Here is a 14,582-nt window from a genome sequence, read left to right as displayed (position 1 = left end):
GTTCGATGCGAACCTTCTTGCATTGTCCTTACGGGAAGTCGACGGAAATGAATGTCGCACACGCCTTTAAACGAAGCTTGGCTTTTGACGTTTGATTACGCAGCCTGGACCGATCGCATTGGCGCGTTGCAGCCGGGCTTCATTGCCTCTCGACCAACAGCTAATCGATGAACTCGCAGCCCGCCTCCTTGAGGACTTTGTCGACCCATTCACGATTGACCACGCCAGCCTCGGTCTCCGCCATCTGTTTCGTCTCAGCTTCGTGTTTCTTCGTCGCCGCCTTGAAAATCGCGGCTGCATCCGCCTTCGGAACGCAGACAACGCCGTCGATGTCGCCAAGGATCAAGTCGCCGGGTTCGATGACCGTGCCGTTGATCGCGATCGGCAAGCCAATTTCGCCGGGGCCAGTCCGATAAGGGCCGCGATGAGTCACGCCGCGCGCAAAGACGGGAATATTCCGTTCCAGAAAAGCCTCGGCATCGCGGATTGCACCATCCAGCACGAAACCCTTGACGCCGCGCCGGATTGCATGGGCGAGCATCAGTTCCCCCATCAGGGAATTTGCCATGTCGCCAGCGGCATCGACCACGATAATGTCGCCGGGTTGCGCCATGTCGATCGCCTTGTGCAGCATCAGATTGTCGCCAGGCCGCGTTCTGACGGTCAAGGCCGTGCCTGCGAGATTGCCGGACCGGTGCATCGGCCGCATGCCCGTGCCAAGCCCGCATATACGTGACATGGAATCGCTGACATTTGCGACCGGAAGGGCTTTGAACGATTCGACAAGTGCCGGATCGATACGATCCCAGTTCAGTTTGATACGAAATCCGTAAGTCATGAGAGCCTCAGATGGAAAGTTCGGTGGGGCGGGCGACAGAACGCTCGTCCGGCTCATTGCCGTCGAGAATGCTGATGATGTGCTGGGCAGCAATCACGGCCATCGCGTCGGCGGAGCCGTAGGTGACGCCGCCGATATGCGGGGTGGCAATAAGTGTGCTCAAGGCCCAGAGCGGGCTATCGGCGGCCGGTGGTTCGGTGGCAAAGCTGTCGAGTGCGGCACCTGCAACCGTGCCTGCCGATAGCGCTTCAGCAAGCGCTGCCTCGTTGATGATGCCGCCGCGCGCGGTGTTGACCAGAACCGCGGTCTTCTTCATCAGGCCAAGCCGACGTGCGTCGATCAGGTCGCGGGTTGCAGCCGTCAGCGGGCAATGAATGCTGAGGATGTCCAGATCCGGCAACATGTGATCGATATCGCTTGCTGAGGCGAAGCCGTCCGCTTCCGCGGCACCAGGAGCGAAGGGGTCGTGCACGACCACCTCCATGCCCAGCGCCTCCGCCATGCGCGCCGTTTCCCGCCCGATACCGCCGTAGCCGATCAGTCCGATCGTTGCTCCGAGAAAATCCTTGCCGATGAAGGTCGGCTTTGGCCATTCGCCGCTTTTCACAGCCTTATCGAGGGGCAAAATTTCCTTGATGAGGCTGAGCGCCAGCGCGATTGTATGTTCGGCGACGGCACGGGAGTTCGATCCCATCGCCCGCAGCACCGGGATCCCGAGCGTTGCGGCGGCGGCGATATCGACATTGTCGATGCCCACGCCGTGCTTGGCGATGACCTTGAGACGGGGCGAGGCGGCGATCACCTCCTCCGTGATCCGTCCCTGACGCACCATAATGCCGTCGACCCCAAGGTCTCCTGCGCGTTTTGCGACGATGTCGGATGCATCATAGGGCGGCGAGAAGTACACATCGATGTCGTGCTCGTTGAGGAGCCGGATTGCCTTTTCGGCAATCTTGTTGTGGGTGACGAGGATGCGCCGGCCACGTTGGCCGTGCCGTGCGCCCTGGAGGCTGTCCTGGGTCATGAGGTGGCCCGTCCTTTCTCAAATCGTAGAAGAAGATTTCGGGCACGTGTCACGATCGGCGCATCGATGAACCTGCCGTCCAGCATGAAGGCCCCTCGTCCCACGGCCGCCTCTTTTTCGTTGGCCGCAACGACTTTCTGCGCCCAGGCGATTTCGTCCGGGCTGGCTGCGAAACATTCATTGAGGATCGGCACGACCGATGGGTGGATGCAGGTTGCGCCGTCGAAGCCGAACTGACGCGCCTCCGAGGCCGCCGCGCGAAGTGCCTGCTTGTCGGCGAAATCGACCGTGGTCCGCAGCATGCCGAAGGAGAGCACTCCTGCCTCCTTGGCCGCATAGTGGATCATCAGCTTGGGATATCGCAGCACTTCGGGTGTCGGCTGAGCGCCCATGGCCGTTGCCAGATCTTCGCCACCAGAAGTGATCGCCAGGACCCGCGGACCGTGGGCGATGGAGCGAACTTCGAACAGCCCTTTCATGTCTTCGATCAAGGGAACAAACTCGATCGGTGCCCGCCCCGTCTCATGTCGTCCAAGATGTTCGGTGAGACCCGTGAGAATGTCGACGCTACCGACCTTGGGAATATAGAGCGCATCGGCTCCCGCCAGCGTCGCCACGACGGCATCGTCAACCATGCGGTCACCATTGTTGATGCGCACAAAAACCTGGCAGCCCATGCGCCTGATATCCGGCACCCATTTGGTCAGGTTGTCGCGCGCCTCGGTCTTCGCCATTTCCGGGACGGCATCCTCAAGATCGATGATAACGACATCGGCGCCACGTTGCCCGGCCTTTTCCAGAAATCGCGGCGCATTGCCGGGGACATAAAGAAGCGAAGCGATCATTCGTCCCCCTCCAGATCACCCAAGGCCATGCCGATTTCGGCCAGAATAGCCTCGGTCTGCTCGCCGACGTCAGGTGCCGGATGGCGAAAGACCCCGGGGGTCTGTGAAAACCGTGGGAATATGTTGTGCTGGGGAATGGTGCCGAGATCGGCATCCTCGACATTGACCACAATCTCGCGCTCGGCGAAATGCCGGTCGGTGCTGATATCGGCAATGTCATAGACGGGACCAACGGTTGCGCCCGCCTTGCGCATCTCCGATAGGGCTTCGTCGCGCGTTCGTGTGAGGAACCAGGCCGCAAGCGCCGCGTCGACCAGTTCGCGGTGCTTCACGCGCTGCGCATTGGTCGCAAAGCGGGGGTCGTCTTTCATGTCGGGCCGACCGACGATCTCGAAGATGCGCATCGCGATCGCTTGCGTCGATCCGGAGAGGGCCACATACTTGCCATCGCTGCACAGATACACGTTGCGCGGCGAAACCGTGTTGGAGCCCGAGCCGGACCGTTCCTTGACCTTGCCGGTGACATGATAGATCGAAGCCTCCGGTCCGAGCGAAGCGAAGATCGGCTCGAGCAGCGAGAGGTCGATGACCTGGCCTGCAGCATCGCCCCGTTCACGGGCAAACAGCGCCATCATCACCGCATTGGCTCCGGTCAAACCGGAAATCATGTCAGCCAGCGCCAGGGGCGGCAGAACCGGTTCACGGTCCGGGAACCCGGTGCGCATGGCAAAGCCGCTCATCGCTTCCACCAGCGTGCCAAAGCCGGGAAGCTTGGCATAGGGACCGGTCTGGCCGAAACCAGAAATCCGCACGATGACCAGCTTCGGGTTGAGTTCCAGCAGAGCGCTCGGACACAATCCCATCTCCTCGAGCGTGCCCGGCCGAAAGTTCTCGATAAAGACGTCGGCCGTCTCGAGCAGCTTCTTTAGCGCTTCCAACGCCTTCGGCTGGCGCAGATTGAGCGCGATCGAGCGTTTGTTGCGCCCATAGGTCTTCCAGTGGAGGGAATGACCATCGTCGCGCCATTCCCGCAAGGCATCCCCCTGTGGGGGCTCGACCTTGACGACATCCGCACCGAAATCGCCGAGTTGGAGCGACAGCATGTTGCCTGCCACGACACGACTAAGATCGATGACACGGATGCCGTGCAGCGGCCCTTTGCGATCGGGCTGGAACCGGACGGTCTTTGTATTCTCTGCCATGTTGACCTCAATTCTGGTCGCGCGTTCCGGGAAAAACGGCGCAATAGTCCTTGGGAATATGCACCAGAACGGATCCGTCCTTCAGTTCCAGCGGTGTTTGAATCCGAAACTCGATCGACCCCGAGCGCACCGCATATTGCCAGACGGACCCGAGATAGGTTCGCTGCTCGATCGTGACCCGCAAGGTGTTGGGGCCGGTTTCGTTGACGATTTCGATCTTCTCTGGCCGAACAGCGACAACGACTGCGCCCGTCGCATCCGCAGGGCCCGGTGGCGTCACGATCTCACTGCCATCGACCAGGCGGACCCGGGCTGCGTCCGTTCCGCTCTCGATCATTGTGCCATCGAAAAAATTCGATGATCCAATGAAATCCGCAACAAAACTGTCTGCGGGCCGCTCGTAGATTTCGCGCGGCGTGCCAAGCTGGCGCATCCGACCCATGCTCATCACCGCAATCCGGTCTGAGACGGCAAGCGCTTCCGACTGGTCATGCGTGACGTATATGGTGGTGACCTTCAAGCGCTCCTGCAGTTCGCGAAGCCAGACGCGGGCGCGCTCGCGCAGTTTCGCATCGAGGTTCGACAGCGGTTCGTCGAGGAGCAGAAGAGGCGGCCGGTAGACCAGAGCACGTGCGAGTGCCACGCGCTGCTGCTGTCCGCCCGAAAGCTCGAAGGGATAACGGTTGGCGTAAGGCAGCATCTCGACGAGGCCCAACGCCTCCTTGATGCGCTCGTCGCGTTCGGCCCTGCCGATCTTTCGAAGCGTCAGGGGGAAGGCAAGATTCTCCGCCACCGACTTGTGCGGCCAAAGCGCATAAGACTGGAAAACAAGGCCGATATTGCGCTTTTCCGGCGGCACCGTGTTGTTCGGATTGCCGTCGAACAGCACCCGCTCGCCGATGCGGATGGTGCCGGATGTTGCGTGGTTGAGGCCGGCAACGGCAAACAGGGAGGTCGACTTGCCACAGCCGGATGGTCCGAGCAGCGTCAGGAACTCGCCTGAAGCGACATGAATGTTCAGATTGTCGACGGCCGTGACGGCGCCGTATTTGATTGTGAGGTTCTGAAGAACAAGATCAGCCATAGATTTTGGCTCCCATGACGCGGCGTGCGAGAATGACGAACGCGGCGGTAATGATGACTTGGATGGTTGCAAGGGCGGAGACCGGGCCATTGTCGCCCTGGGCGACGAGTTGCAGCATGGTGGTGCCGATAATCTCGGAACCGGGTTGGTAGAGAAAGGCCGCGGTCACATATTCCTTGAAGAAGTGGATGAACAGCAGCGCATAGCAGCTGAACAGCGCCGGCTTCAGGATAGGCACAATGATGCGCGTCACCGTCGTCCACCAGTCCGCGCCGGAAATGCGCGCTCCTCGGTCGAGTTCCTCTCCGATCTGCGCAAGTGCCGGGGCGATGGCGCCGAAGCCGACAGGAATATAGCGGATCATGAAGGCAAGTATGAGCACGGCGATCGTGCCGCGTATGATATCGGCTCCCGGCAGCCAGATAATGGCGTAAAAGAAGCCGAGGCCGGCAATGATGCCCGGCAGCGCGCGCGGGAAGAGAGCGATGTATTCGAGCGCGCGATTATGACGGAAGTCCGAACGACGCGCGACCAGAGCGATGACCAGGATGAAGAATGTGCCGATCGCCGCGCCGATCGTTGCGACAAGTACCGAGTTGACGATCGAGCGGACATAATTGGCCGATCCCAGGACAAGTTCAAAATTGGCGGTTGTCAGCACTTTCCAGAATGGGATCAGCGGGGTGAGAAAACTCACCATCGAGCGCATGAAGATGCCGCCGAAGATCGAGATAATCGTCAGAAAGGCAAAGGCGAAGACAAAGATGAAGGCCGGCCAGCGCCATGCGCCGAGATCGAGTGTCGAAGGACGACTTGCCTTGCCGCGCACCGTGACGAAGCGACCGGACGACTTCATCAGGAAGCCCTGAAGCCAGACGAGAAGGGCAACCACAATCAAAAGAATTACGGCAGCGGCGCCGACGATGCCGTATTCCGGGCGCACCGAGGCATTGATGCCAGCGTTGTAGAGGAAGGTGGTTACGGTCTGAATACCGGAAGGGCCGCCAAACAGCAGCGGGATGGCAAGCATCTCGATACCAACGACAAAGTTCAACACGGCTGAATAGATGATTGCAGGGCGGATCATCGGAATAGTCACCGAAAACAGCGCCCGGAAAGGTCCCGCACCCGTCGAACGCGCGGCGTCTTCCAACAGCGGATCGGCCTTGGTGACGGCGGCCAGACACATGAGATAGGTGAGCGGTGCCTGGCTCAGCCCCGCAACGACGCCCATGCCTGTGACACTGTAGAGATTCCACGGCGCTCCACCGAGATAGGTCTTGGCTGCAAGTGTCATGAAGCCCGACGGGCCGTACATGGTGAACCAGCCAAAGGCGATGACGAGGTTCGAGACGAACAACGGCCAGATGAAGATTTCACCGAGCCACTTGCGTCCCGGCAGATTGGTACGCCCGACCAGAACGGCCATGATCGCGCCAAAGACCTGCGCAATGACCATCGTCAACGCACCGAAGTAAAGCGTGTTGAAAAAGACGCCGGCCATGCCGGGTTCGCTGAATAGGCGGCTGAAGTTGCCGACCGTCAAGACAGCCGTCTCGTCATAGAGGGGCTTGTCGAGGAAGGCCTGGAAGATGATCGGGGTGATTGGACCGAATACGAGGATCGTCGTCAGCGCCGCAACGCCCCAGTAGATCGCACGCGATCGGTCTATCCCCCTTCCGGCCTCGCCGGCGTGGCTGATATCCGTCATCGAATTTTCCTGTCAGGGTTGGTGGAGGGCCGCCACGAAACGTGGACGGCCCTCGGGCCGAGCTTTAGCGGCCAGCGATTGCCGCGTTCCACTTCTCGACGAAGGGGCCCGCTTCGGTGATCAGGCGCTGATCGAAACCTGCGATGATCATGTTGTCATTGCCGACCGTCTCGCCGATCTTCTGGAAGGTGTAGCGTACCTGGTCCTCAGCGACATCTTCACGGTAGGGAACCAACCCGCCCTTGCCGACGAGCGTCTGACCTTCCTGGCTCAGGGCATAGTCGACGAAGAGCTTGGCAGAGTTGGGATTGGCAGCGCCCTTGGGAATGCCCATGCCGCGCAGCATCATGATCGTGCCGTCGTCGGGAAAGGCAAAGCCGAGGATCTCACCGCCCGGCTGTTCCAGTCGCGGAAAGATGGTGATCCCCGACACGGCAATGCCCATCAAATATTCGCCGGTCGCGATCTTTTCATTCATCGGACCGCCGGAGGTTTCACCGCGGATCATCGGTCCGATCTTGCGAAGGTCACTCCAGCCTTGCTCACCCTTCTTGTTCATATAGCTCCACCAGGCGCTCAGTCCAAAACTGTTGCGCGCGGCGTCGTAGGTGGTGATCTTGCCTTTGAAATTGTCCGGTGCGGCTGTGGCTGCGGCAACCAATGACGCAAAACCCTTCGGACGCTGGTCTTCCGGCAGCAGCGCCGCATTGTAGGTGATGACAAGCGGATCCGTCGAAAGGACATTCACGCCCGGATACGGATTTGCGAATTCTGGCAGCTTCGCCACTTCCGGACTTTTGTAGTCTTCCATCAGCCCGTCCTTGCCATAGGATGCCCAGCGGTCATTGGCACCGGACACCAGAAGATCGGCGGTGCGGGCGCTCGATCCCTTTTCAGCCTCCCAGCGAGAGTGCACCGTGCCGGACCCCAGGTCGATGGTCTCGACCGTCACCCAAGGATATTTGGCCTTAAAGCCCTCGAGGATCGGCTGCCAGTTGTTGTCCGCCATGTTGGAATAGATCATCAGCCCGGCTTCGGAGCGCGACCCTTCGATGATCGTCGAATACTCGGCTGGATAGCCCTCAGGCACGCCCTGCGCTTGAGCCGTGCCGGCAATGCCGACGAGCAACCCTGCAACGGCCGAAAGTGTGGTCAATTTCATTGCTTACCTCCCTTTGGATATACGACGACGGCGACGCGTCAGCTCCTCACTGATCGCGACCGCGGTTTCCCTGACCACTTCACTGATGCGGCCGGAATTCGAGATGAATCTTGCCTGGGGACCGGAAATATTGAACGCGGCGATGACCTCGCCACTCGCTCCGAAGATGGGAGCGGCAGCGCCCGCCGCTCCTTCAACAATCCCCATCGGATTGACGTAGAAGCCTGCAGCCCTGGCGCTCGTGATCGCGTCTCGCAGCTTTTCCTCTTCCGCTTCGGAAAGACAAGCAGCGGCCACATAGCTGTCGATCTTTGCATCAGTTCCGGCCGCAAGAAGCACAACGCCGCTGGCGACCTTGTGCGCCGGGCGCGTTGGAACGATGTCGCGGTCGTAGAGTATCTCACGCTTCGGCAGGACCTTGTTGAGATATCGGATTGACTGTCCTTCGAGCACAGCAATGAAGCCGCTCTCCCCGGTCTGCTCCACCGCCGCGAGCAAATAGGGTGATATCAGAGCGATCAGCGCACCATAGTTCTGACCGTCGGAGGAAATCTCTCCAGGCAGGCGACGCAGTGCGTATTCCCCGCTTTCAAGCCGCTGCACGTAACCACGCTCCGTCAGTGATTGCAGCATTTGCAGTGCGCTCGACTTGGGCATTGCCAAAGCGGCGGCAATCTCTGACAGGCCGGCCGGACCCGTCGAAGCGGCAAACCACTCGATCATATCAAGAACGCGCTCGACACCACGACCACTCAAAAGAGACCCTCCCAGATCGTTCAATATACTGAACAACTTTATAATACTGAATGATGCAGTCGTGGTCAATCGTGAATTCGGGTTTTCAGATCCGCACCTCGTTTCGGCAGGAATACCAAAGCTTGGAGACGCGATGCGCAATCGATTTTAAAGGGTGAAGTTCGGGTACTTCGCCAATCCTCGCGTGAAGCAACCAAATCACGGATCCGCGGCCGTATTTCGCTTACAGATCAGCATCTTGAGGAAGCCGATGAGCGCCAAGCTAGTTGTCTTGCCGGCGATAGCGGCACTTCTGCCACGAAGAAAGGCAATGCAACCGCGGTCATTTTGCCGAACTGAGCCATTTCAAGGCGCTGATCTCATCTTCATCCATCCAGTCGAGCAAACGTCTGCTGCGCGTCTTTCCCATTTTGAAGATCGTCGGCAACGTACCGGCCTCGAAATCTTCAAACGCTCTTGGATGAATATAAGATGTCCGGCACACCGAACGGGTGTTGACCAGCCTTGCCGCGACCTGGTCCACGACAGAATTGACCTGAACTGACCTCTCGCGCCGGCTGTCGGCCCGGCTCAAATCTGCCAAAAGAAAAGCGGCCATGCAGGTCGCACCCCAGGTGCGAAACTGGCGGGAGGTGAAATCGGCGCCCGCCGCATCCCGAATGTAGGTATTTACGTCCTGTGAGGTCAGTTGCCGCGGCGATCCCTTATCGTCCAGATACTGAAACAGGGATTGGCCGGCTAATTCTTGAAGACGTTTCAGCGCAGCGGCAAGCCGCCTGTCCGTGTGGGAAATATTCCATTCTTTTCCCGATTTTCCACGGAACCGAAACTTCACCACCGAGCCATCTATCCGGATATGGCGGTTCCTGAGTGTGGTCAGTCCAAATGAGCCGTTTTCTCCCGCATAGCGTTGGTTGCCGATACGGATGTAAAGGTTGTCCAACGCATAAACCACTGTCGCCAGCGCTTTCTCCAGGGAAACGTTCCGCTTGCGCAGATCGCGATCCACTCTCTGCCTGATGTCAGGCAGGCTCTGTGCGAAACTCACCAGCTTGTCGAACTTCGCCTTTCCGCGCTCGGCGACCCAGTCCGGATGGTAGCGATACTGCTTCCTGCCGCGGGCATCCACGCCAACTGCCTGGAGGTGCGTGTTCCGGTCAGCGGAGATGAGGACATCGGTATAGGCTGGCGGGATGGCGAGCGCCGCGATGCGGCTAAGCTCGTCAGCATCGCGGATGCGTGCCCCGGTTTTATCGAAATACAAGAAGCCGTTTCGTCCTGGTTTGCGGACGACCCCGCCTTCAAGCGAACTCACATAAACCAAGCCAGCGCCATCGGCTGAGAGTTTGTCGCGCCGCGCCTCATGCCGAAGGTCCATTCTAGCTTTACCCCTCCCTAGCCTTACCCCTCCAAGGCGCCCGTCCGCGTGCCGCTGTTTCGTCTGCTTCGTCCCGGCGCAGCAACTACCTGAACCTTTGAGCTTGTAACGGTCGCAGACGCTGAAGTGCATGCCGATGATCACCTGCGCTCTTGAAACACGTCAGAATTCCGTAGGTTCCAACACCTTGCCAGAGCCTTCGGCAAAATCGTCGGGGTACCCGGCATCAGGAACATCCACCGGCTTCGGTTGTTCTTCTCACTAAATGAAAGGCCCCTCAAATTTCAGCCGCGAAACTCGCCCTCGTTGCTGTCTCGTTCGTCATAATTGAGGTCCCAGTCCTTCTTCCCCTTGTCGCCACCTCGTAACTGCTTTTGCACGGTGGCGTCGTCGGAATGGGTGATGACCCGCGGCTTGGCGCTACTGACGCCATTGTTGGTGCCTCCCTGGTGATTTATCTCCGATTGCCCACGGGCGTCCGCCTCAATCTGCTCCTTGGACGACGGCTTTTTTCTTTCCATGATGATGCTCCCTTCAGGTACGAACACTGGATGTCTACGACGCCATGCTTCGATTGCATGTAGGACAAACCGCACAATGCCCGTTCGGTTCCGCGCGGCGGCAACAATCCGCCTGGGTACCGACGTTGGGCTGCTACGGCGACATAGGCTGCTCGAACCTGGGCGGAAGATCCGATAGCTGTGCCGACTGTTAGAATATCGGCGGCGGCACTGCCTGGCGCACAGGCTTGCTCAGGTAGGGCGAGCCTGCCACGGCAAAGCGCCAAGGTTGATCAACCACCTTGGTGATGCCAATACGCGGCCCGTTGACGATGACAGGCTTTTGCGCCGGCATTTGAAGTGAAAACGGCTGAGCAAGCAGCGGCCATTCGTTCATGATGCCTGTAACAGAAAGTGCCTGGCAAAGATTGCCCGGCCCCGCGCACAGGCGCCTCAGATCGGCAATTCCTCTCCGCTGCTCCATAACCTCAATAGCATCAGTGGGCTGCAGCGCGCGGATTAAAACTGCGCTGCCCTCCTCGCAGACAAAGTTCAGGCACCAGTGGAGACCAAATGACCTGTAAATATATGCGCGCGCAGGTTCCGAGAACATTGCCGAATTCGCCTTTGTCATCCCCCGGAAGCTGTGTGATGCCTCGTCATCCCGCCGATAAGCCTCCGTCTCGACGATGATCCCGCCAACGCCGGCAAAGATGAGACGCACGCCCAGCAGGTCGGCCGCAACAGACACCGCATCGCGTCGGAAGAATTCGACACTCATCCGCTCGCTCATCGTCATCTCCCCCTCCCCCCTGCGAACGGCAGCCGGCCTGTCGCTTCGGTCAGAGCTTGCGGTTCAGCTGTGCCACAACCAGAGGAATGGCAACCGCTCCCACGATCCCGAGTTTCATATGCGAGGCGATACGGCCCAGCGCAATGGTGATTGTTGTCGTCAGAGCCGCGCGCAACCAACCGCTCATCTCCGCCTCGGCATGCACGTCTTGCCGTTGCATTTCCGCGATCCGTCGGCGCAGAGCGTCGATCTGGCTCCGCAGTTCTTTCAACGCATCCTTCACGGACCGGTCTTCGGAGCCCAAGCGCCCGGCAATCAAGGCCTCGTCCACGTCCACTTCCTCAAGGTATTCGCGCATCTGCGCCGGACTGTCGAACCCCCTGGTTTTGATATTGGTCATGATACCTCTCCTGCGTTTGCCACCATGGGCACAAACATGCGTGTCCCGTCGCCCTGCGCAAAACCTGCGGCGCGATCAGATGTTCCACCTGGAACGCAATCCGCAAGGTAGCCGGGCCTCAGATCTCGACACAAAAGCCATGAAACAATCGTGCGTCAGAAGAAATCCGGAGCGCAACGGAAATGTGCAGGGAAACGCAGTTGTGAATTTCCTTCCCAGCTCCTGCGAATTGTCACCGGCTACCGCTGCTGCCTTTCATCCTGCATTTATGAACAGACAGGCACCGGCGCTGGTTACGACATGCCGGCATGAAAGGATCAAGACGATGACTCTCAAGAATATTCTGCCGAGCCGGATCGGTTTTGGCGCTGCCCCGCTCGGAAACATGTTTCGCGACATTCCGGAAACCGAAGCGCTTTCGACGGTCGAGGCCGCATGGAAGGACGGTATCCGCTATTATGATAATGCGCCGTTTTATGGTGCCGGCCTCGCGGAAATCCGTATGGGTGAGGCGCTCGCTGGAAAACCGCGCGATCAGTATGTCATAAGCACCAAGGTCGGCAGGGTCATCCTAGACGAGATTGAAGATATCAGCGCCCGCGATCTCGGCGAGAAGGGGGACGTCTTCAAGTATGGCCGACCCAACAAGATCGTAAATGACTATTCCGAGGACGGTACCCTTCGCTCGATCGAGGACAGCCTCAAGCGGTTGGGGACCGATCACATCGATATCGCCTTCGTGCATGATGTCGCCCAGGATTTCTACGGTGACGAATGGCTTTCCGCCTTCGAAAACGCCCGGAAAGGCGCTTTCAAGGCACTGGACCGGCTGCGCGACGAAGGGGTTATCAAGGCGTGGGGCCTCGGCGTTAATCGGGTCGAGCCGATCGAATTGCTGCTCGGGCTGGAAGGTCCAAGGCCGGATGGATTTCTGCTTGCCGGGCGCTACACCCTGCTCGACCATGACCGTGCGCTTCAGCGCGTCATGCCGATGGTGGCCAATCGTGGCCTCGGTGTCGTCGTCGGTGGTCCCTACAGTTCAGGCGCGCTGGTTGGCGGGCCGAACTTCGAATACGCGCCCGCAACACCGGCGATCCTTAACAAGGTGGCACGCATCAAGGCGATCGCCGGACGCCACGGCGTCAGCATGAAGGCGGCGGGCCTGCAATTCTCACTCTCTCATCCCGCCGTGGCTGCCGTCATCCCCGGCGCCAGCAAGCCTGAGCGAATCGCGGAGGACAGCGCAGCGCTGAACGAGACCATTCCTGCCGATTTCTGGCACGAAATGCGCCAGGAAGGTCTCGTCAATTCAAATGCGCCGCTGCCCATCGACCATTGAGCAATGCCTCCCCGACCGGACACCTCGTTCATCATCTGATGGAGGAGGCGTCCGTCGCCGGGTCGATCGCGAGGAATTTCTGCAGGCGCGGCACGGTGAAGTCCAGGAAGGCGCGGACACGCGCCGGCATGAGCTGGGTACCGCGATACAGGGCGTGAATGTCGTCGAATTCGATGACCGAGCTGTCGGCCAGCACTTCGACCAACTCGCCCCGGGCTAGAGATCCGCGAACGTGATAGTCTGCGATGCGCCCGATGCCCACACCTGCGATTGCCATCCGGCGAATGGTGTCCCCGTTGTTCACCAGCAATGATCCGCTGAGCATCCGTTCCACGATCCGCCCGCCTTCCCGCATCGGCCAGACGGGATTGGCCCTGCGGAAATTGAACCCGATGCAGTTGTGCTTGAGCAAATCCTCAGGTGTCTGTGGCACACCCCATTTCTCGAGATATGCCGGCGAGGCAACGATGCGCCGCTGGGTCACGCCGATCTTGCGCGCAATGAGATTGGAATCTGGCAGCTTGCCCACCCTGATCGCCACATCGGTGCGGTCGAGATAGAGATCAATCGTTTCGTCAGACAGGGAAAGATCGATAACAATCCCGGGATAGGCCTCCCAGAAGGCGGGCAAAATCGGCTCAAGTGCAGCAACCCCAAAAGTCACCGAAGAGCTGACGCGGATCACGCCTTCAGGCTCGGCGCCGCCTTGGGCGATCTGTTGTTCGGTTTCGTCGAGTTCGGCGAGGAGCTTCTGGCTGCGCTCGTAGTAAAACTCGCCCTCACGGGTCAGCACCAAGCGCCGGGTCGAGCGTTCGACCAGTCGAATACCGAGCCTACTTTCGAGCCGTGCCACGAGCTTGGACACGGTCGAGGGGGTCATCAGAAGCGACCGTGCTGCTTCCGAAAAGCTGCCGGCTTGCACCACCTGCACGAAGACCATCATCTCACCCGCGCGATTGTCCATCAGGCTTTCCCATCCCAAGTCTCAAGAGAGCGACGACCTTAGGCGCGGTTCGCGCTACGGGGAAGATCCACCTGTGATTGGCTTTTTGAAATCCTGGGAAATCCGGCCGTCTGCCGGGGGATCCGGCAGAGGTACCATTCCAATAGCCGATGAGCCTGGACACGGTGAACGCGACCGAGAAAGAATGTTTCAAAAAATCTTGGCGGCGGTAATCTCTACCTCAACCAGAAATTCCGGTCGAGTGAATCCGGAGACGATGATCAGCGTCGAAACCGGCTTCGGCTCCAACGTGTATCGGTCACGAACAGCCATATAGGCCGGGAAGTCCTCCCGTTTCGTGACGAAGCCGCTGATGCGGATAACGTCGGCAAAGCTCATCCCTGCCTGCGAAAGAATGGCGCCGATTGCCTCGAAGCAAAGTTCCGCCTGTGCCGTGACGCTTTCAGGAATGCTGTCGTCGAGGGTTATGCCCAGTTGACCGGAGGTAACGAGAAGGCTTGCGCCCGGCGGAACCAGAAGGCCGTGATTGTAATTGCCGAAAGGGCGACGGACCGAAGGCGGATTGAAGGCGGTTTTTCCCGGCATC

15 protein-coding genes are annotated in these 14,582 nt (G+C 59.4%); 1 reads left to right on the top strand and 14 read right to left on the bottom strand.

The window, feature by feature from the left end:
* Window positions 1–160 precede the first annotated feature (160 nt).
* The 12 genes from LQ231_RS20330 to LQ231_RS20275 form a co-directional block, all read right to left on the bottom strand.
* Entirely contained in the window at window positions 161–838 is a 678-nt protein-coding gene (locus tag LQ231_RS20330) for an RraA family protein (protein WP_230173572.1), read from the bottom strand.
* Window positions 839–845: 7 nt separating this feature from the next.
* Window positions 846–1,862 (bottom strand): hydroxyacid dehydrogenase, encoded by a 1,017-nt coding sequence (locus tag LQ231_RS20325; protein ID WP_230173570.1) that lies wholly within the window; start codon window positions 1,860–1,862, stop codon window positions 846–848.
* Entirely contained in the window at window positions 1,859–2,707 is an 849-nt protein-coding gene (locus tag LQ231_RS20320) for a CoA ester lyase (protein WP_230173568.1), read from the bottom strand. The genes LQ231_RS20325 and LQ231_RS20320 overlap by 4 nt, the downstream gene beginning before the upstream one ends.
* Window positions 2,704–3,909, bottom strand: a complete 1,206-nt coding sequence (locus LQ231_RS20315) for a CoA transferase (RefSeq protein ID WP_230173566.1) — start codon at window positions 3,907–3,909, stop codon at window positions 2,704–2,706. The genes LQ231_RS20320 and LQ231_RS20315 overlap by 4 nt, the downstream gene beginning before the upstream one ends.
* Before the next feature lie 7 nt (window positions 3,910–3,916).
* On the bottom strand, window positions 3,917–4,993 hold the full coding sequence (locus tag LQ231_RS20310; RefSeq protein WP_230173564.1) for an ABC transporter ATP-binding protein: 1,077 nt from the start codon (window positions 4,991–4,993) through the stop codon (window positions 3,917–3,919).
* Entirely contained in the window at window positions 4,986–6,704 is a 1,719-nt protein-coding gene (locus LQ231_RS20305; protein ID WP_230173562.1) for an iron ABC transporter permease, read from the bottom strand. Before LQ231_RS20305 ends, LQ231_RS20310 begins: the two co-directional genes overlap by 8 nt.
* 64 nt (window positions 6,705–6,768) lie before the next feature.
* Window positions 6,769–7,866 (bottom strand): extracellular solute-binding protein, encoded by a 1,098-nt coding sequence (locus LQ231_RS20300; RefSeq protein WP_230173560.1) that lies wholly within the window; start codon window positions 7,864–7,866, stop codon window positions 6,769–6,771.
* A gap of 3 nt (window positions 7,867–7,869) precedes the next feature.
* Window positions 7,870–8,622, bottom strand: coding sequence for a helix-turn-helix domain-containing protein (locus LQ231_RS20295; protein ID WP_230173558.1), 753 nt, complete (start codon window positions 8,620–8,622; stop codon window positions 7,870–7,872).
* 322 nt (window positions 8,623–8,944) lie between these two features.
* Window positions 8,945–10,000: a DNA topoisomerase IB gene (locus LQ231_RS20290; RefSeq protein ID WP_230173556.1), complete on the bottom strand. Its 1,056-nt coding sequence runs from the start codon at window positions 9,998–10,000 to the stop codon at window positions 8,945–8,947.
* A 284-nt stretch (window positions 10,001–10,284) separates the two neighbouring features.
* Entirely contained in the window at window positions 10,285–10,521 is a 237-nt protein-coding gene (locus LQ231_RS20285; RefSeq protein WP_230173554.1) for a hypothetical protein, read from the bottom strand.
* Window positions 10,522–10,711: 190 nt separating this feature from the next.
* Window positions 10,712–11,299 carry a DNA-3-methyladenine glycosylase gene (locus tag LQ231_RS20280; RefSeq protein WP_230173552.1) on the bottom strand — a complete coding sequence of 196 codons (588 nt, stop codon included), beginning with the start codon at window positions 11,297–11,299 and terminating at the stop codon, window positions 10,712–10,714.
* Window positions 11,300–11,342: 43 nt separating this feature from the next.
* Entirely contained in the window at window positions 11,343–11,693 is a 351-nt protein-coding gene (locus LQ231_RS20275) for a hypothetical protein (protein WP_230173551.1), read from the bottom strand.
* A 325-nt stretch (window positions 11,694–12,018) separates the two neighbouring features.
* Here LQ231_RS20275 and LQ231_RS20270 point away from each other — a divergent pair, with 325 nt between their 5' ends.
* A complete protein-coding gene (locus tag LQ231_RS20270) occupies window positions 12,019–13,032 on the top strand; it encodes an aldo/keto reductase (protein WP_230173550.1) in 1,014 nt (337 codons plus the stop codon).
* Between the two features lie 31 nt (window positions 13,033–13,063).
* Here the strand turns inward: LQ231_RS20270 and LQ231_RS20265 are convergent, their stop codons facing one another.
* Together LQ231_RS20265 and LQ231_RS20260 are read right to left on the bottom strand one after the other, a co-directional pair.
* The gene (locus tag LQ231_RS20265) at window positions 13,064–13,996 is read right to left on the bottom strand and encodes a LysR family transcriptional regulator (RefSeq protein ID WP_230173549.1); all 933 of its coding nucleotides are present in this window, start codon (window positions 13,994–13,996) and stop codon (window positions 13,064–13,066) included.
* A 189-nt stretch (window positions 13,997–14,185) separates the two neighbouring features.
* Window positions 14,186–14,581 (bottom strand): Rid family hydrolase, encoded by a 396-nt coding sequence (locus LQ231_RS20260; RefSeq protein ID WP_230173548.1) that lies wholly within the window; start codon window positions 14,579–14,581, stop codon window positions 14,186–14,188.
* Window position 14,582 lies beyond the last annotated feature (1 nt).

This window comes from Rhizobium sp. CECT 9324 (assembly GCF_918741265.1).
Lineage (GTDB): Bacteria > Pseudomonadota > Alphaproteobacteria > Rhizobiales > Rhizobiaceae > Allorhizobium.
The sequence above is the reverse complement of the archived record's forward strand: the minus strand, read 5'-3'. Positions and strand labels throughout refer to the sequence as shown.